Origin of the sequence: Dyella sp. 2YAF14 (genome assembly GCF_052114725.1) — a bacterium.
In the GTDB taxonomy this organism is placed as follows: domain Bacteria; phylum Pseudomonadota; class Gammaproteobacteria; order Xanthomonadales; family Rhodanobacteraceae; genus Dyella.
This window is the reverse complement of sequence record NZ_JBFRFH010000006.1, coordinates 193987-212150: the sequence shown is the minus strand read 5'-3', so window position 1 is coordinate 212150 and position 18164 is coordinate 193987. Positions and strand designations below refer to the sequence as shown.

The following is an 18164-nucleotide window of genomic DNA, read 5'->3' as shown; positions in this document are numbered from 1 at the left end:
CGGTGCCACCGCCGCTTACCGTTTGCCCGACCAGAAATACGTTGGCCGTAGAAGACAGTGAGATGCGCGCGACTGGCGCGACGATAGAAAAGGCATTGCCTGCCGGCACGCTAATACCACCACACTGTGCGTAACCTGGGATGGCTGGAAGCGTAGCCGAGGTCAGGCTTATTCCTCCCACGGCAGCGGTAAGAGTGGCACCTGTCTAAGGAGTGTAAAAGACATGTCCTTGCACATCCCAATCGCCCGCCGAGAGAGAGAGCGTCGCAATATTGGTGGGCGTAGCGCTAGTGATGGTGGTTACTGTTGACGTGACACTGGAATACTCCCCAACGCTTCCCGCATTGGCATTGTTGTTCGTGGTAGTCCCCACAATTCCGCTAGTTTGGCTGGGTGCAATGGCACCCGTCGCACTCAGCGTCGTGAAGGCACCTGAATTGGGTGTGGTGCTACCAATGGGGGGCGGTGCTACCAGCGAGAGTGCATTGTTAGAAGCGGCAGTGACAAGCCCCTTGGCATTGACGGTAAGCGAAGGGATCTGCGTCGACGTGCCGAAAGTACCGACGTTGGAATTTACGGTTGCCAAAGTCGAAACAAGAGATCCGGTGGGTGAAGTCACATCCCCTGAAAGCTCAAGCTAAACCGCACCAACCTAGCCATTGACTGACTAGACAGCAGGAAGCGTTGCCCCACTGATAACGACGATATTGGCACCCATCATGATCTAAAGCTCCACAGCATGTTGACGGAAGAATAGATGGCTGGCGCGCCAACATAGTCGAGCCAGGACCCTCAGCCCCTACTTCTTTAGCCGTTCTCAGGGTGTGTTTCCGTCCCGAACTGTCTGCTATGGGTCGAAAGCGGACATGCGTCGTCATCATCAAACAAATCGGATTTCAGTCCTTTTTGACTGCCTTCCATAGACAAACGATTGAAAGGAAGGCGATGACTCCCGTTGCGCAGGTGAGCCCGAGAAACGTGATTCCGAAGAGCAACGGATGCTCGTCACGATGGAAGGTAGCCCTCCCTCCACCACGACTTCCGGCGACCACTACACCGGCATCAAGCGAATACAGCATCCCGCGGATACAGCCGAAGACATAGATGCCGAAGGCCGTGCCGATGAGCGCCCAGGCTAGCCTTGCCGCCCAATTGCGAGCGCCGTCGGAAATGGCCTTGTTGAAGATCGTGATGATAAGGCCGGCGCTGAACGTGCCGGCACACGCAAAATCCAAAATCGTTGCCATGCTCTGACCGCCTCCCTGCATGAACTCATCGCGAAAGTCTGCCACAGCCCATCGCTTACCCCAAGGTCCGCTATGGGTCGGAAGCGGACATGTCCCTCTACTCATTCCAATGAACGTGCTACTAACGTCGCGACGGTCTTCGCCGCGCCGAGCGCCAAGACCTCATACTTCTGGCCCGTTTTCGCGTCAGTGAACTTGATGCCGGCCGCCGCGACCGCAGCCGGCACCATCAGCTAGGATCGCGATGCGTCCATTAATGAAGCATCCGCTCGCTCACCACGGAAATGCACTTGCCAACTCTTTCTGGCTCATTCGCCCTCATCATGCATCTGTAGTCACTGCGCCGATACGTGGCGCCTTTCATGCAGCGCTTCAGGCCGGCATCGGCATTTCCGAGCAAGTGTTCACGCAGGGATTCCGCTTCTGCCGCGGGAGCGCGAGCGACCGCATACTCAATCTCCTTGTCGGTCATCTGCTGACACTCCACTTCGGAAAGCGGACGCCAACTGCAAGACGCCAGCAGAACGCTGGCAACGATTAGACAAAACCAATGCTTCACTTCCCTGCTCCTTGGGTGTCGGCGTGTGGTGCGAGGCAACCAGCGACCTCCCGATGTGGGTCGCAACAAGCAGGGTAATCGTAAAATACTGCGCCTGTCGATATTTCGTACGGGTTGCAATTTTGACCGGTTACACGATTCCGATCTGCTGCCGAATGGGTGTCTTGGAGCGCATCCCTGGACCTTATAAATGCAGCATTGCTTTCAAAGACTTCACCCACCCCCACCCTCGATAAACTCAATCGAGGCGACGCGCGGCATCGGTGCATCCTCCATTCCAGGCGATCGCGGAGGTCTACTTTGGGTCGGAAGCGGACGCTACGCCGGAGCTCTATCTTGATCCCATTGCCGTCAGAAAGTGGCCTGCTGCGTTTACCAGCCATCCCCACATCCGACGTTCGTAACTCCGCGTCAGTTCACGGTACGAGCTAGCGCGCATCCGCAGATCCTTCGCCCGATCGTCTTGAGACATCGCAGCTCGTCCACACAGAATCCGCTGCATTGCATCGGTGATGGCGTAACCATCATGCCAAAACGCATGCTCATCGTTACCCTCTGCCTCGTCCATCGGCGGCATCGTCCTGCGTGCGCGAGCGCGATACGCGCGGCACCTCACTGGCCTCGGCGGGAAACTGGGTCTCGCCCTCACGCGGCAGCGGCTCGTCAGCCTCCGGTGCGGAATCTGGGTCCGCCTGCTGGTACAACACGGCATTGATGCTCGCCGCGACAGCGTCAAGGCCATAGCCGGGGCGCTGGTGCATGTCGTTGTAGTCGGTGGGCTTGTCCTTGCGCTTGCCTTCCGTGTCCAGGTCGTCGGATATGTCATGGAAGTCCGGTACGGCGACCAGTCCGCCCACGGCATGCGCCGCCTTGCGCGCGTGGTGCACACCCGGGTTGTTAATCGGCGTGATAGACCAGCGATCGTTGTCGGCAGCGAGCACGATCACGGCATCGGGGAACTTGGCGCGGATTACCTTCTTCTTTGCCGCTACTTCAAAGTTCATGTGATGCACCTTGTCCAGGGGGCGTTCCCCGTGGCTCTAAGGTGCTGTCACGACGCATATGGGAGTACACATTCGTCCCGAGTGCTCTCGACTTCTCTGTCGTGACACGCGGGCACCTGAATATGGCTCAGGTACCGCGCGCCAGAAACATGCGGGAAATCAAGGATGCGCAATTTTTCTTTGCAGATTGGGGCGCAGATCCAGCCGTCCGTCCGAGGTGCCTGGATTCGGTCGCGCGCGATGGTCCCATCACGACTCCTTGATAGCCAGAGAGATCGCGATGGAGCTGTAGCGACAAACAAATGGGCGGGCCAAGACGTCACGACGCAGGCATCAACTACAAGTTAACGCCTTGAATGGACGCGACAGTCGTGATCACCGAGCTTCTCGCGCGCGGCGCCGGGTAGCTGCGGCCAGGGCGCAACGGACACCAACGGGCACCAGAAAAGGGTCAGCCGGAGCGCAACGGACACCAAACGGGCACCAGATTCAGTGCTAACGTCATCATCCAAGGGGTGCTTGCACGTAAGTGCCTGTTTTTATGGTGCCCGGAGCGGGGATCGAACCCGCATGGAGTCGCCTCCGAGGGATTTTAAGTCCCTTGCGTCTACCAGTTTCGCCATCCGGGCCGATACGGAAGGATGCGCATCCTAGCACGCGTGCGACGGGCGCTCGCAGGGATGCGGCCAAGAAAAAACCCGCCTGGCGGCGGGTTGATACTGGTGCGCAATGGAGGCCTGGGTCGGAATCGAACCGGCGTACACGGCTTTGCAGGCCGCTGCATGACCACTCTGCCACCAGGCCATTGCGCACGGATCGTAACCTGAAACAGTCACCATCCGTTTGAAAAAACAAAACCCCGGAATGCCGAGGTTTTGCCGAAAACTGGAGCGGGAAACGAGACTCGAACTCGCGACCCCGACCTTGGCAAGGTCGTGCTCTACCAACTGAGCTATTCCCGCGTCTGAGTCGGAAATAATAGCAGAACGAAGGCATTTGTGAAGAGTCTGGCAAGACTTTTTTCATCATTCTGCCGAGCCCTGCGGTCGGCGTCTCGAAACCTCGCGGCGCAACCCGCCGCCACCCCATAAGCGTATTCCGGCAACAGTCCGTTCCCTTTGCAGTGACTGGTAACCACGCGGCGCGGGCTTATCTTGTGTGCAGGCGCTTTTAGGCGCTACCCACTATCAGGAGTGCAGCATGATCGACCGCCGACCTTTTAATAGCCTGGGCGGAGCCAACCACGGCTGGCTCGACGCCAAGCATCACTTCTCGTTCGCCAACTATCACGCCCCGGCGCGCATGGGCTGGGGTGCGCTGCGCGTGTGGAACGACGACACCATCGCGCCGCAGACGGGCTTTCCGCCGCATCCGCATGCGGACATGGAAATCATCACCTATGTGCGCGAAGGCGCCATCACGCATCAGGACAATCTTGGCAACAAGGGCCGCACCGTGGCTGGCGATGTGCAGGTGATGAGTGCCGGTTCGGGCATCACGCATGCGGAATACAACCTGGAATCGGGCAATACGCAGATCTTCCAGATCTGGATCATTCCCGATGAGCACGGCAAGCCGCCGTCGTGGGGCACCAAGCCGTTCCCGCCGGGCGATCGTTCCGGCCGCTTCGTGACGCTTGCCAGCGGCTTCAACGACGACGCCGATGCCCTGCCCTTGCGCACGAATGCGCGCGTGCTGGGTGCGACGCTGAAAGCCGGCGAGACCGCGGTGTACGACTTGGACACCACCCGCTACGCCTATCTCGTCCCCGCCAAGGGCAAGATCGAAGTGAACGGCGTGGCGCTGGATGCGCGTGACGGCGCTGCGATTCGCGACGAATCGAAACTTACCGTGACGGCGCTGGAAGATGCCGAGCTGGTGCTGGTCGATACGGCAGCGTAATCGTTAGCGGAGGATGGCGCCGTCCATCCTCCGTCGACCAAGGTGGGAGTGAACCACCGCAGCGACCTTGCTAACCTCGCCTGATCCCACAGCGCGAGGTTGGCGATGGCACACGGCATTCACACGATCGACACCGGTTTCGTGCGCCCGCACTTCGATGCGGCCTATCTGCTGGTGGAAAACGCACGCGCGGCCTTCATCGACTGCGGCACCAACTATGCCGTGCCCAACATGCTCAACGCGCTGGACGCGGCAGGGCTTGCGCCGGCCAACGTCGACTGGCTGATTCTCACCCACGTTCATCTCGATCATGCCGGCGGCGCCGGCGAGTTGATCGCGCAGCTGCCCAATGCGCGCGTGGTCGTGCATCCTCGCGGCGCGCGACACATGATCGATCCCAGTCAACTATGGGCCGGCGCATCGGCGGTCTATGGCGAAGAAGTGATGGAAGCCACGTATGGTCGGCTGCGTGCCATTCCCGCCGAACGCGTGGTGGAGGCGCCGGACGGACATGTGGTTTCCCTATCGGGTCGCCCGCTGCTTTGCCTGGATACACCCGGACACGCGCGCCATCATCTGAGCGTTTACGACGAACGCGCTAGGGTGTGCTTCACCGGCGACACGTTTGGATTGTCGTATCGCGAATTCGACACCGCGAGAGGTCCCTTCATCCTGCCGACGACGTCGCCGGTGCAGTTCGATCCGGAGGCCTTGCATGCCTCGATCAACCGACTGATCGCGCTGCAACCTTTGGCGATGTATCTCACTCACTACGATCGCGTCGAAGGCGTCGAAAGATTCGCCGATGATTTGCACGCGCAGATCGATGCGATGGTGTCCATCGCCCAATCCGCCGGCGATGCATCAACGGACGCAGCACCACGCCATGAGGCAATGAAAACCGCGTTGACCGAGCTCTATCTGACCCGCGCACAAGCACATGGCTGGTCGGGTGACCGCGCGCAATTGCTGGAGATCCTGGGCATGGACGTGGAGCTCAACGCGCAAGGCCTCGGCATCTGGCTGGATCAGCAGCGCCGCGCCAGCTAAAGATCAAGGCCGCGATGCGTCGATCAACTGATTGGCGACTTTGACCAGCGATTCAGCGGGGCCATGCGGTCCGAATAGCTGGCCCGAGGAATACGTACCCTCGAGCAGCAGGAGCAGGCCATTGGCGAGCAGTGCCGGATCTTTCGCTCCCATCGCCGTCGACAGTTCGATCAGTCGCTCGCGCAACTTCTGCTTGTGTTCCTCGGCGACCTTGCGCGCGGGATGATCGTCGCCGGGATATTCCACCACCGCGTTGGTCAATCCACAGCCGCGATAGCCTGCCTGGGTGGCGCGTTGAGCCAGCCCTTCGAAGTACGCCATCAGTTGTGCCCGCGCATCATCGGGATGGATTTGCGCGCCAGCCTCGAACACTTTCCAGAAAGCCACTTCGTAGTCGCGCAGGTATTCGGCGGCGAGTTCGTCCTTGGACGCGTAGCTGCGGTAGAGACTGGGCTTGGTCACGCCGGCGCGCGTCACGATCTCTTCCACACCGATCGCGCGGATGCCTTCGCGATAGAACAGTTCGCGCGCGGTACGGCGAATGCGTTCGGCCGCCTTGGGTTTGGCGTCGGAGGTGGGTTCGGTCGGCGGGGTCTGGCTGCGTTTGGTCGGCATGGCTGATCAGGGTTGACAATGTTACCGATCGGTACGTACGATTCGCCCATTCTACGTACCGGTCGGTAACATGACTATACAGCGCACCCGTCCCTTCGGCCAGAAGTACGCCTTTGTCGTTGCCGGCGTGATCTTTCTCGCCCTGCTCGCCGCCGCCGGCGTCCGCGCTGCGCCGGGCGTGCTGATCCTTCCCCTGGGCAAGGCCTTTGGCTGGAGCCGGGACACGATTTCCCTCTCGGCCGCCCTGGGCATCTTCCTGTACGGCATGGTTGGTCCCTTCGCAGCAGCGCTTATGCAGGCCGTAGGCGTGCGCCGGACCTTGATCGCGGCCCTGGTCCTGATGACGCTGTCCATCTCTGCCAGCGCCTGGATGACGCAGCCCTGGCACCTGATGCTGAGCTGGGGACTGTTCTCCGGCATTGGATCGGGTTGCGTGGCCATCGTGTTGGGCGCCACCGTGGTGAATCGCTGGTTCATCACCCATCGCGGTTTGATGATGGGCTTGCTCACCGCCAGCACGGCTACCGGCACCCTCGCCTTCCTGCCGGCGCTTGCAGCGATTGCCGAACATGGTGGCTGGCGGCCGGTGGTGTGGACTGTCGCTGCGGGCTGCGCCCTGCTGATCCCACTCGCCTGGTGGCTGCTGCCGGAGCGTCCGTCGGATATCGGTCTGCGCCCCTATGGCGCGACTGAAGATGAGGTGGACACCGCACCGCGTCGCAACCTGCTCGCCATCGCGTTGGGAACCTTGGCGACGGCATCCAGGCAGCGCACGTTCTGGTTCCTGTTCGCCACGTTCTTCATCTGTGGCTTCACCACCAACGGCCTGATCGGCACGCACTTCATCGCGATGTGCGGCGACCATGGCATTCCCGAAGTGCGCGCGGCGAGTCTGCTGGCGATGATGGGTGCGTTCGACCTGGTCGGCACCACGCTGTCGGGGTGGCTGACCGATCGCTGCGATCCTCGCAAGCTGCTGTTCGTCTATTACGGCCTGCGCGGGCTATCGCTTATCTGGCTGCCCTATTCCGATTTCTCGCTGACCAGTCTGTCGCTGTTCGGCATGTTCTACGGCCTGGACTGGATCGCCACGGTGCCTCCGACGTTGCGCCTTGCTTCTGAAGCGTTTGGCGATCGCGATGCGCCTGTGGTGTTTGGCTGGGTGGCCGCCGGTCATCAGATCGGTGCCGCAAGCGCCGCGTTCTTTGCAGGTGCGCTGCGCACGCAGAACGGCGACTACCTGCAGCCGTTCGTGGTGGCAGGCGTGACCGGCCTGATCGCGGCGGGACTGGCCTTGATGATACGGCGTCGCTCGCCGCTGCAACCCGCGTTGCAGCCCGCGTGATCAGGCAAGCCGGGTGCCGTTGGGAACGGGTCGGTCGATCGCCGTGAGCACCACGCCTTCATCGGTGTGGAACCCGGTGAGCAGAAACTGCGAGCGAAAAGGCCCGATCTGCTTCTCAGGGAAGTTGATCACGCCGACAATCTGGCGTCCGAGCAGATCTTCGGCGCGATAGAGATTCACGACCTGCGCGCTGGTCTTCTTCTCACCATAGGGTCCAAAATCCGCCCACACTTTCCACGCCGGCTTGCGCGCTTCGGGAAAGGGCTCGACGCGCGTCACGGTGCCGGCGACGATCAACACTTTTTCGAAATCGGCCCAACTGATTTCGTTGACTGTGTTTATGCCGCTCATCCTTCCAACCTCGTCTTGAACCAGTCCTTGCTCTGCTGCCACCAATAACTGCTCTGCGCGCCAATGTAGCCGAACGGTCGATACGTGGGCGCCAAGCCATAGGGAGCAAACTGCTTCCAGCGGTCATCGCCCTCGGCCAGCGCCGAAGCCAGCAGGTCGCCTGCCGCACACGTCGGTGCCAGGCCGTGCCCACCGAACGCCTGCGCCCACCATAAACCGTCGCCGCTGCTGCCGATCTGCGGCATCTGGTGGCGCGCGTAGCTCATCAGGCCGGACCACGCGTAATCGACGCCCACGCCTTTCAGTTGCGGAAACACACGCAGCAAGTCGCGCATCAGCAATGCCTGCACCGCACGCGGCGAGCGATCGCGCACCGAAATGCGGCCGCCCCACAGCAGGCGGCTATCCGGTAGCGGACGGTAGTAGTCAAAGGCAAAGCGCGAATCGTAGACAGCCGCCCGCGTCTCCAGGCAATCCGCCATCCGGTCGCCCAGCGGTTCCGTCACCATCACATAAGTGGCGATGGGCAGGATGGCGCGATCGACCTGACGGCGCAGCCCGGCCAGATAACCGCCGCACGCAAGGACGACCTGATCGGCGTGGACCGAACCCTGCGCGGTTTCGATCCGCCAGCGCGTGCCCTCCCGCCGCAGTTGCCATACATCGGTATTCTCGTGAACACGTACGCCCTGCGCCGCCGCTGCGCCAGCAAGTCCGATGGCAAAGTTGAGTGGATGCAGATGCAGCGCATCGCGTTCGTACAGGCCGTCGTAGTAACGCGTGGTATGCACGCGCCCGCGCAACTCGTGCTGCGGCAGCCATTCCCAGCTCACGCCGTAGTGGCGTGCGAGCAGTTCCTGTCGTTGGCGCAGCACGGCGGGATCGCGGAACCAGTTGGCCCAGATGATGCCTTCGTCCACCAGGTCGCAGGGAATGTCGTGCTGTGCGACGCGCTGGCGAATACGCGTCACCGCCTCGGTCGTGAGCCGAAACAGGGCCTGTGCCGCCTCTTGTCCGCGCTGGTCGAGCAGCGCCTGCTCGCCCAGCGAGTAGCCGCCAAAGACGAAACCACCGTTGCGCCCGGAGGCACCGAAGCCGACGCGCTCACGCTCGAGCAACACCACATCGCGGACGCCGCGTTCGGCCAGGCCGAGGGCCGTGTGCAGGCCGGCAAAACCGCCGCCGATGATCGCCACGCGCGCATCGGTCTTGCCTTGCAACGGAGCGTACGGCGCGTATGGCGTCGCCGTGGCGAGGTAGTAAGAAGCGGCCGGTGACGAAGTCATGCGATGGACGTGTGGCTGTCTCGGGTCGGGCCATCAAGCATAGCGCAGCCCCGGCATGTCATTGGGCCATGCCGATGATCACGACGCCTCAGTCGACCACGTTCACGCCCAAGGGCCTGAGGTCGCTGCGCCCTCGGTCATCGACCACGCGCACCTCGTAGTTGCCTGCGCTGGCCGGCTGCCAGAACATCGACTCGCCGGGCGCGCTGCGTCCCACGTAGGCATCGTTGACGAACCAGTACATCTCGCGCACCGAAGCGTCCGCGTTGGCGCTGAAGGCGATGCGATCCTGGCCGTTCGACTTCAGGCGCAGCGCGTAGATGCTGCCGCGCAGAGGCGAGGTGATCGACGGAGGCTCGCCGTCCACGCCGCTCAGTACGCAGCTGTCGTTACGCGGTGGCGTGCGGCGCGGGATACCGGCCTGCACGAACACGCGCTGCAGTTCGGACGGCCAGAATTCGTAAACCTCCACGTGCGTCCGCTTGCCCGCATACGGTGGACAGGCCGGCTTGCCGGTGTCATCGTCGATCACCACCGGGCGGTGCACCTGGCTTACCCGGATTGGCGATTTGCCGGGGATGAACCACGTCATGCCGCGTTGCGGACACCACTGGTTGGGCAGATCGCCGCTCGCCAGGCAGATCTCCACGCGCCGAAGTTGCGCCGGCATATGTCGCACGGGTTCGCTCATCTGCGGCTGCGCGGCGCGCAAGGCGTCTTCCATCTGGAAGAACAACGGCGCCGCCGCGTCGACGCCGACAAAGGCGGGATTGCTGCTGCCATCAAAGTTGCCGACCCAGACCACCAGCACGTACGGCCCGAAACTGCCAGCCGTCCATGCATCGCGAAAGCCCCATGATGTGCCGGTCTTCCAATACACCGGCAGACGATCCGGCTGCGCACCGGTGGTCTCGTCCGGCCGCGGATTCTGCCGCAGCATGTCCATCGCCATGAAGCTGGCCTCTTCGCTGAGCAGGCGCGTGCCATTGCTGGGCGCGTTGGTCGCAAGCAAGCGCAGTGGGCGCAGCTCGCCACGATTGGCGAGCATCGCGTAGAGGCCGGCCAGCTCCTGCATGGTCACTTCGCCGCCGCCGAGCACCAGGGCGAGTCCGTAATGCTTTTCGCTCGCCATGCGACTGATGCCGGCATCGCGCAGGAACTGGTAGAAGCTCGGCTGCTGGAGCTGCGACGCCACCCACACAGCCGGAATATTGCGACTGCGCACCAGGGCCTCGGTGGCGGTCACCGGCCCGAGGAAGTGCCCGTCGAAATTCTCCGGCGCGTACGGGCCGAACGCGGTCGGCACATCCCGCAAAACCGTCTGTGGATGGAGCACGCCCTTGTCGAATCCCAGCGCATAGATGAAGGGCTTCAGCGTTGAACCCGGCGAACGCTTGGCCAGCGTGCCGTTCACTTGCCCCTGGATATCCGCATTGGCGTAGTCGGCTGAACCGACCATTGCCTTCACGCCCATGTCGCGCGTGTCCACCAGGATGGCTGCCACATTGCGAATGCCGCGACCGCTGTTGCGCTCGACGTAGTGATCGACCTGCCGCTCCAGCACGTGCTGGAGATCGAGATCGAGGGTGGTGGTGACGCGACTGTCCGTATCGCTGGACAGCACCCTGCGCTCGGCGAGTACCTGATCCACGGCATGGGGTGCTTCGAACGGTAGCTTGGATAGCGGACGCAGGCGCAACGGCAAGGCGAACAGCGGCTGCAGACTCGCGTCCTTGGGATGCAGCGCTTTCCATTTCGCGTAGAGGCGATTGCGCGAAGTGCTGAGCCGTTGGCTAATCAGATCCGGCGCATCCGCACCGGCCTGCAGCCGTCGGCTTGGATCCTGCGGAATCACCGCAAGCGTCAACGCTTCGGGCAGACTCAGCGCATCGCCGGGTTTGTCGAAGTAGGCCAGGCTCGCAGCACCCACGCCTTCAACATTGCGTCCGTACGGCGCAGCGTTGAGATACGCCTCGAGAATCTGATCCTTGGAATAAAACAGTTCCAGCTGCAGCGCACGGCCGATTTGCTGCAGCTTGCCTGCGGGCGTGCGCGTATTGAGCCGCCAGAGCAAGCGTGCCAGCTGCATCGTGACGGTGGAACCGCCCTGCCGATTGCCATGGCTCACATAGGTGACCCAGGCACCACGCATCAGCCCATAGGGATTGAAGCCGGGGTGCCAGCGATACCAGCGATCCTCGTGCAGCAGCACGCCGTCAACCAATGCGGGGGATACGTCCTTGAGCGGCACCCATAGTCGATAACGCTGATCGCTGGCCAGCGTGAGGCGCAGCAATCGGCCTCGCGCGTCGTACACCGCGGTCGACGACGGCAGCCAGGCACTCAGGGGATGGTGCGGCCACACGCGCACTCCCACCAGCAATGCCGCCAGCAGCGCGACGCCGACCAAGGCATTCTGCCAGCGCACGATCCAGCGAAGCAGAGCGCGGCAACTACGGGCGATGAGCGGCGGCGTGGTCATGCGGCGTGTCCGTGGGAGCACCCATGCGCTGGCATGGGCGCTCCGCTTTCCTCAAGGCTGACGGACGACCTCCAGGGTGACGCCGCCAGCCGTGCGCGCCTGCACGCGACGGTCGTACAGCGCCTCGCCATAGGCCGGCGGCACGATGAACTTGCCGGCATTGGTCGCCTTGATGCGGTAGACGAATTCGCCCACCTCCGGCGTGGCCGTGCCGTAGAGCACCACCCGATCCTCTCGCACGTCGGTGTACTGCAGCGCCCAGCTGGTGTTGCCTACGCCGATCGGCGAACGCCAGGCGCTGGCCTTGACCTCGCTATCGCCACCGGCGTCGTTTTGCTCGCTGCCGTCCTGCTGCTGATCCGTCACCGCCGGCGGCGGCTGGATCACCGGTTCGAAACCGCCGGGCAGCAAGTCGACGATGGCCACGTTGTCGATGCCACGATCGTCGGTGGCGCGGATTTTCACGTGCACATCGATTTCCTGACCGATGGTGACCTTGTCGATCGCCTTGCCGTTGACGTCGGTGTAATCGCGGGTGATTTCCAGCCCGTCCTTGATCGCCTTGGACGGCTGATCGCGATCGAAGCCGCCCTGGCTCACCACACGCCACGCCGGCAGCGTGCTGTCGTTGGTGAAGCGCAGGCGCTTGGCGTCCGCATCCCAACTGCCCGCTTGCAGCAGATTGCCCTGCAGCGCGGCGATGGCCTTGACCGCGCCGTCGGCGTGCACCTGATCGATGCGCAGTTTGTCCAGCTGCGTGGTGTTCTGCGAGGCGTAGCTATCGAGCGCCAGCAGCACCATCGACGAGGACAGCGTGTTGTTCCAGCCGCGTTCCAGCGGCTCGGTGATGTTCTCCATCACACGGGGCGACAGTGCCCGGGTGCGCTCGGGGAAGTGTTTGCTGAGCAGGTACAAGGTGCTCGCGTCGCGGATCAACGAGTCGTAGTAATAGCCGTAGCGATAGTCTTTGTCGGCCGCACTGCGCTCGAGCAGTTTCTGCGGGCCGGCGATCAGCTGCGCAGCCTGCTTGTCCTGCTTGAGCAACTGGTAGGAGGACGCCAGCCAGGCAGCGGCGAGATCGCTTTTCCATTGATCCGGGTACGCATCCTGCAGACGCTTCTGCACGGCAGCCAGGTCGTTGGTGGTGACGTTGCCCTGGCGGGTCAGCAAGTACACGGCATACGCGCGCTGGCGCAGCAGATCCAGCCCATCGAGCGTGTCGTCGCTGGCCAGCTGATGCAGGTACTTGTTGCCGGCATCGAACATGTCGCGCGGAATCTCCACCCCACGATCGCGTGCTTCCAGCATGAAGTGCATGGCATAGGTCGACACGAACGGATTGGAGTCCGGCGTCGCCGACCACAGGCCGAAGCCGCCCTGCCCGTTCTGGCGCGAGTGCAGCACGTCCAGGAACTGGGTCAAGGCTTCCTCGTTGCTGAGCTTCTTGCCGCTCATCGCCGGCTGCAAGGCATCCGCAAACACCTTCACCTGCGGCCACTTCGACAGCACCAGCCTGGGAATGGCGGAACTGACGATCTGCTCGCTGCAGTAGTGCTGGAAATTGACCAGATACGTGGTCAGGCCGCTGGACAACACCACCGGGATATTGGAAATGGCCGCATCACGCGACGCATATTCGGTGAACAGGCGGCGTAGATCCGGCTGATCCTGCTTGGTACCCGCATCCACGCGGCCCACATCCACCTGGGTGCGATAAGCCGACGCCGGGCGCACGGAAACGTCTACGCTCTGGTGGGCCGACTTGTCGCCATAGCCCGCGGTGAAACTCAGGTTGCCGGAGCCGAGCTTGTCGGTCGCCTTGACGCGGAACGTGACCACGCCCTCGCGCATCTCGCCCAGATTCAAGCTCTGGTTCGGCGCGCCGACCACCTGCAGCTGCGGCCCTGTCTTCAAGGTCACCGCCACGGGCACTTGCTTGCCGCCAAGTCCGGTGAGGTTATTGGCAACACCCACGCTGACTTCGACTTCGTCACCCGGCGCCAGCGTCGTGGGCACATTGGGCGAGAGCACGAAGTCGCCGCGTACCGTGGTGCCTCCCTCGTAGGTGCCGATGCGATCGGACGACACCGCCACCGCCATCACGCGCAGCTTGCCGTTGAAGTAGTCGGGCACCCGATAGGTGAGATCCTTCTCGCCATTCACCTCGACGATGCCGGACCAATACGCCACCGGCTTGTCGCGCTTGCGCTTGAACGGATTGAGCTGGCGACCGATCGCGCCGTCGGCGTCGCCGCCGGGTGCGGCCATCGCCATCAGCTTCTCGAAGTCGGGCAGGATCAGGTCGAGGATCTGCGAGGTGCCCACTTCGAGCATGCGCTTGCGGAAGAAGAACTTCAGAGGATCGCCCAGCTTGTAGCGCGCCACCTGCAGGATGCCTTCGTCCACGGCAAACACCACGGCGCGGGTCGGCTGCGGGGCGCTCAATTTGAACGTGACGGTTTGGCCGGGTTTCACCAGCGCCGGCGCATCCACCTTGATGGCATTGCGGCGTGCGTCCAGATTGACCGAGAACGGCACCACGCCATAGCTCAGCGGGCTCATGAAGATTTCATCCGAGGAAGGATCGCGGATGTACTGCACATTGATATAGCCGTTGCCCTCGAAGTCCGCCGGCACGGTGATGTGCTGCACAGAGCTGCTGGTATCGGCGTGGAACCAGGCGTGCGCATAGACCTTGTCGCGCTCGATGGTGATCAGGCCACTGCCCGCATAGGGCGCTCGTATGGCGATATCCACCGATTCGCCGGGCGCGTAATCCTGCTTGCTCAGATTGAGCTGCAGCTCCGCGTTGCGATCCAGCGAACGCGACACGTTGGCCGCACCCGCCACGGAGTACTCGACGCGATTGACTTCCACGCCGTCGCTGCTGCGCACGATCACCAGCGCATAGTTGCCCGGCTTGTCGGTCGGCAGCGCGTAATCCATGCCGTTGGCCGGAATCGACAGCGGCTGCTCGTTGAGCGGCACTTCCTTGAGCTTGGACTGGTACTTGAAGACGCCCGAGTCCTGCTTGGTCAGCACCGAAATATAGCGACGTTCGATCAGGCGCGCCTTGAGCTCTTTGAGCGCCATCGACTTGGCCGTGTGGTCGATCGCCACCAGATGCACGTTGCGCGACGCATCGCGGTTGATGTAATCGAGGTTGTCGACGGATTTGTAACCCACTACCCAGTCGTTGCTCGACACCAGCGTCTGCGCTGCCGCGGCCACGCTGCGACCGCCCTCGGGCTCGTACGCCTTGACCAGGAAGTACAGCTGATACGTGGCGTCGGCGTATTTCTTCAGGTCCAGATCGAACTCGGCATGGCCTTTGTCGTCGGTCTTGCCGTCCTGCAGCTTGTCTTCATAGCCCTCTTTGGCGCGGCGCACATCGTAGAAGTGATAGTCGGGCCAGCTGCGGAATGCCGGCCATGCCGGACGCAGCGTCACCGACGCTTCCACGCGACGATTCGCGGCGGGCGTGCCGAACAGGTTCATCACGTCGACCACGCCCTTGATCTGGTCCGGCTTGACCCAGCCCTCGGTCACTTGCCCGGCGAGCTTGGCTTCGACCTTCATGCGATCGGGCAGGAATTCCTTCACCTGCACGGTGGTGCTCCCGATCTGCGCAGCCGCCTTGCCGTCCTTGACGATGTAGAGGTTCACCGTCCAGGTACCGGTCGGCGCGGTTTCGGCGGGCGCGTAGTCGAGTTCGCCAAAACCGGTGGCGTCCATCGACATTGGCAACTGCTTCACTGTCATGCCGCGCGGATCGACGATCTCCGCCTGCAGCGGCACGCCCGCCACGCTGCGCGTCCAGCTGGCAGCGCGCACGATCAGTCCCACATGGAAGGTATCGCCCGGTCGATAGATGCCGCGATCGGAGAACAGGTAGGCCGACAGCTGGCCTTCGTTCTGCGCATTGCGCTCGCCGCCCACGTCGAAACGCGAGAAGTCGAGTTTGCGGTCATAGCTGCTGCTGCCGCCAATGGGCAGGAACGACAAGTCGTCACCCTTTTTCACCACATACAGCGTCGGCTGCTTTTCACGCTCCAGCCCCTTGAAGCTTGGGAAATGCACGACGCCATCCGCCGAGGTGGTATCGCTGAACAGCGTCTGCCCGTTCACCGCCAGCACGGATACCGAGGCACCGCCGACCGGCTGGCCGGAGCGGATCGATTGCACGAACACATCCTGGCTGCCATCCAGCGAACGCTTCACCAGCATGCCCAGGTCAGTGACCACGATCATGCGCGTGTCAGCCGCAGGCACGCTGCCATCGTCATCGTTCGACATCTCGCCCTGGTCAGCTTCGCCATCTTCCGATTCGTCGCCTGACGCATCGTTGGTGGGCGCTGCCTGCGGTTCGTTCTGCGCAGCCTTGCGAGCGTCTTCCTGCTTTTTTTCCGCCACGGCGTCGTAGCTGGACAGGTGCAACAGGAAGACGCCGTGCTTGCCTTCCTTCAGGTATTGGCCAAGGTCGACGCCCTCGTAATGGGCCTTGGCCGGATCGTCCTTGGGGAAGCTGCGCTTCTGTTCAAAGCGCTCGACGATATGGTCTTCGCTGAAGGCGTAGCTCAGGTCCGGATGCGCGTACGAACCCTGGTTGAGGCTCACCAGATGTTGCAGCTGATCCGGCAGCACGCGACCAATCTCCACGCGCATGCCGGGAAGATTGCGCGACACGACCGAGACACGCTTGCTGCCCGATATGGACAACAGCGAACCGTCCGCCATGAAGCGCAGCAGCTTGGGATAGTTGGGTACCGTGACGACGCTGCCATAGGGCTTGCCCAGGATGTAGCCACCAAAGGTCTTCAGCCCTTTGTCCACCCGCACATACACACGCTGCCCGGGCGACGCGTGGAACTTGAAGCTCTGCACGGCGTCGTAGTCATTCTCGGTGGGCACCATCTCAAGCTTCAGCGGCTGGCTCTGGCGCAGCTGCGCCTCGCCCACTTCCCCTTCACTCCACGGATACGGCGGCGCATCGTCATCCTGCTGCTCTGCGGCCTTGCGCGGCGGCAGCACCCACGCCTTGATCAGACCAGCCAGCTCGGTGTCGCGAACGGCGCCGCCGACATTGACCAGCAACACCTGTTCGGGTTCGTACTTTTCGTTGTCGACCAGGGTCGGCTCGATGCCGTCGATGGTGAGGCTGTAAAGGCCAGGCACGCGCACCTGCGTCTTCAGCTCGGCAGCGGTGGCGTCGCCGCCACGCGCGCTGCGCACTCCCTTGGCGATGGTGTAGGCCACGGCGCTTTCGTCGCGCGGCAAGGACAGCGGCTGCGAGTGGATCCAGGCATGCAGCTTGTACTGGTCGTAGGTGACCGTGTACTTCAGCGGCGCGTCGCGGGACCCGCGCTGCATCAGGCCCACTTCGATGCGCTTCTCGAAATCGGCGGTGTCGACCGGGTAATTGAACGTCACCGGCTGGATGGTCTTCTTAGCGGTGGCGTCCTGCGGATCCTGATAGAACTCGCCCCGCTCCACCTTGGCCTCGAATGCCGGCGTGTCGAACTCGAAGTGGTCGTCAGCCATGAGCACCTGGCGGGCGAACGCCTTGGCGACATCGAAGCGCACTTCGTAGTGCTTGCCGACCGGCCAATCCTCGGCGGGGACGAAGCGCAAGGTGCGATCGTCGACCCACGTCCACTGCCCCTTTACTGCCGGTTGCATGGCAATACCGGCGGTAACCGGCTTGCCCACCTGCTCGATGGGCGCAGCTGACCCGGAGAACGTCACCATCAGCGGACTGATGACGATCGGTTGCTTCGTATAGTCCGTGATGGAAGGGGCCGATGCGCTCAGCGTGATGCGCGTTGGCTCAACCGGCTGGGGACGATTCTTGTACCACTGCCAGCCGAACCACCCCGCGGCGGCGAGTACGAGGGCCGCGAGCAGTGCGCCGGCGGCATGCACCGGGCGACGGCGAATCCAGCCGCCGGTCGCGGGCACCCAGGTGGGCGCCGACCAGCTGACCTGTCCGAACAGCGGACGCAGTATCAGGCCCAGGCCCGTCAGTAGCCCGCGCAGCAGGCGCAAGGGCAACAACAGCAGAAATCGCAGCAGATCCATGATGCCTTCCCGTTCTTCATCCGATGAACACGACTGGGGACACTGTGATCGATTTGACGCGCGCAATCGATCAGAACATTCCTCGGGCAAGCCGGTCTCGGTGCAGCTCAGGTGCGCCAAAACGCCCGCCTCTTGCGAAGCGGACTCAACATCACCGGCTTACCCCACGAACAGCTTGCGCGCCAAAGATGGCAAAGCGCGGCAAGGATTCTGGCATGGTTGCGTCAGCGACGCATCGGCGCCGC

General features: G+C 62.7%; 11 protein-coding genes and 3 tRNA genes. 3 read left to right on the top strand and 11 right to left on the bottom strand.

Annotation, left to right across the window (positions count from 1 at the left end; genetic code table 11):
- Window positions 1–896 precede the first annotated feature (896 nt).
- The 6 genes from AB4Y82_RS12155 to AB4Y82_RS12130 all read right to left on the bottom strand — a co-directional run bounded on the left by AB4Y82_RS12155 (window position 897) and on the right by AB4Y82_RS12130 (window position 3772).
- A complete protein-coding gene (locus AB4Y82_RS12155) occupies window positions 897–1247 on the bottom strand; it encodes a hypothetical protein (protein WP_441605661.1) in 351 nt (116 codons plus the stop codon).
- A gap of 253 nt (window positions 1248–1500) precedes the next feature.
- Complete coding sequence (locus tag AB4Y82_RS12150) at window positions 1501–1806, bottom strand: hypothetical protein (protein WP_441605662.1); 306 nt, start codon at window positions 1804–1806, stop codon at window positions 1501–1503.
- 548 nt (window positions 1807–2354) lie between these two features.
- Window positions 2355–2810 (bottom strand): hypothetical protein, encoded by a 456-nt coding sequence (locus AB4Y82_RS12145; protein WP_441611301.1) that lies wholly within the window; start codon window positions 2808–2810, stop codon window positions 2355–2357.
- 542 nt (window positions 2811–3352) lie between these two features.
- Window positions 3353–3439: transfer RNA gene (locus tag AB4Y82_RS12140), tRNA-Leu, on the bottom strand.
- 101 nt (window positions 3440–3540) lie between these two features.
- Window positions 3541–3614 (bottom strand) — tRNA-Cys (locus tag AB4Y82_RS12135).
- Between the two features lie 82 nt (window positions 3615–3696).
- A tRNA-Gly gene (locus AB4Y82_RS12130) sits at window positions 3697–3772 on the bottom strand.
- Window positions 3773–4010: 238 nt separating this feature from the next.
- On the opposite strand from AB4Y82_RS12130, the gene AB4Y82_RS12125 reads away from it, so the two are divergent.
- Both AB4Y82_RS12125 and AB4Y82_RS12120 read left to right on the top strand, forming a co-directional pair.
- A complete protein-coding gene (locus tag AB4Y82_RS12125) occupies window positions 4011–4712 on the top strand; it encodes a pirin family protein (RefSeq protein WP_441611300.1) in 702 nt (233 codons plus the stop codon).
- A gap of 105 nt (window positions 4713–4817) precedes the next feature.
- A complete protein-coding gene (locus AB4Y82_RS12120; protein ID WP_441611298.1) occupies window positions 4818–5762 on the top strand; it encodes an MBL fold metallo-hydrolase in 945 nt (314 codons plus the stop codon).
- A 3-nt stretch (window positions 5763–5765) separates the two neighbouring features.
- Here the strand turns inward: AB4Y82_RS12120 and AB4Y82_RS12115 are convergent, their stop codons facing one another.
- Window positions 5766–6377 carry a TetR/AcrR family transcriptional regulator gene (locus AB4Y82_RS12115; protein WP_441604154.1) on the bottom strand — a complete coding sequence of 204 codons (612 nt, stop codon included), beginning with the start codon at window positions 6375–6377 and terminating at the stop codon, window positions 5766–5768.
- A 70-nt stretch (window positions 6378–6447) separates the two neighbouring features.
- Here AB4Y82_RS12115 and AB4Y82_RS12110 point away from each other — a divergent pair, with 70 nt between their 5' ends.
- The gene (locus AB4Y82_RS12110) at window positions 6448–7722 is read left to right on the top strand and encodes an MFS transporter (protein WP_441604153.1); all 1275 of its coding nucleotides are present in this window, start codon (window positions 6448–6450) and stop codon (window positions 7720–7722) included.
- Here AB4Y82_RS12110 and AB4Y82_RS12105 read toward each other — a convergent pair whose 3' ends face one another.
- The 4 genes from AB4Y82_RS12105 to AB4Y82_RS12090 form a co-directional block, all read right to left on the bottom strand.
- Window positions 7723–8073, bottom strand: a complete 351-nt coding sequence (locus tag AB4Y82_RS12105) for a tRNA-binding protein (protein ID WP_441604165.1) — start codon at window positions 8071–8073, stop codon at window positions 7723–7725.
- A complete protein-coding gene (locus AB4Y82_RS12100) occupies window positions 8070–9359 on the bottom strand; it encodes an NAD(P)/FAD-dependent oxidoreductase (RefSeq protein WP_441604152.1) in 1290 nt (429 codons plus the stop codon). The genes AB4Y82_RS12105 and AB4Y82_RS12100 overlap by 4 nt, the downstream gene beginning before the upstream one ends.
- 88 nt (window positions 9360–9447) lie before the next feature.
- On the bottom strand, window positions 9448–11841 hold the full coding sequence (pbpC, locus tag AB4Y82_RS12095; RefSeq protein ID WP_441604151.1) for a penicillin-binding protein 1C: 2394 nt from the start codon (window positions 11839–11841) through the stop codon (window positions 9448–9450).
- Window positions 11842–11892: 51 nt separating this feature from the next.
- The gene (locus AB4Y82_RS12090; RefSeq protein WP_441604150.1) at window positions 11893–17919 is read right to left on the bottom strand and encodes an MG2 domain-containing protein; all 6027 of its coding nucleotides are present in this window, start codon (window positions 17917–17919) and stop codon (window positions 11893–11895) included.
- Window positions 17920–18164 lie beyond the last annotated feature (245 nt).

Coding starts and splice junctions, on each gene's coding strand:
- AB4Y82_RS12155 (WP_441605661.1), bottom strand. CDS start 1,247: ATGGCAACGATTTTGGATTTTGCGTGTGCCGGCACGTTCAGCGCCGGC.
- AB4Y82_RS12145 (WP_441611301.1), bottom strand. CDS start 2,810: ATGAACTTTGAAGTAGCGGCAAAGAAGAAGGTAATCCGCGCCAAGTTC.
- AB4Y82_RS12125 (WP_441611300.1), top strand. CDS start 4,011: ATGATCGACCGCCGACCTTTTAATAGCCTGGGCGGAGCCAACCACGGC.
- AB4Y82_RS12120 (WP_441611298.1), top strand. CDS start 4,818: ATGGCACACGGCATTCACACGATCGACACCGGTTTCGTGCGCCCGCAC.
- AB4Y82_RS12115 (WP_441604154.1), bottom strand. CDS start 6,377: ATGCCGACCAAACGCAGCCAGACCCCGCCGACCGAACCCACCTCCGAC.
- AB4Y82_RS12110 (WP_441604153.1), top strand. CDS start 6,448: ATGACTATACAGCGCACCCGTCCCTTCGGCCAGAAGTACGCCTTTGTC.
- AB4Y82_RS12105 (WP_441604165.1), bottom strand. CDS start 8,073: ATGAGCGGCATAAACACAGTCAACGAAATCAGTTGGGCCGATTTCGAA.
- AB4Y82_RS12100 (WP_441604152.1), bottom strand. CDS start 9,359: ATGACTTCGTCACCGGCCGCTTCTTACTACCTCGCCACGGCGACGCCA.
- pbpC (WP_441604151.1), bottom strand. CDS start 11,841: ATGACCACGCCGCCGCTCATCGCCCGTAGTTGCCGCGCTCTGCTTCGC.
- AB4Y82_RS12090 (WP_441604150.1), bottom strand. CDS start 17,919: ATGGATCTGCTGCGATTTCTGCTGTTGTTGCCCTTGCGCCTGCTGCGC.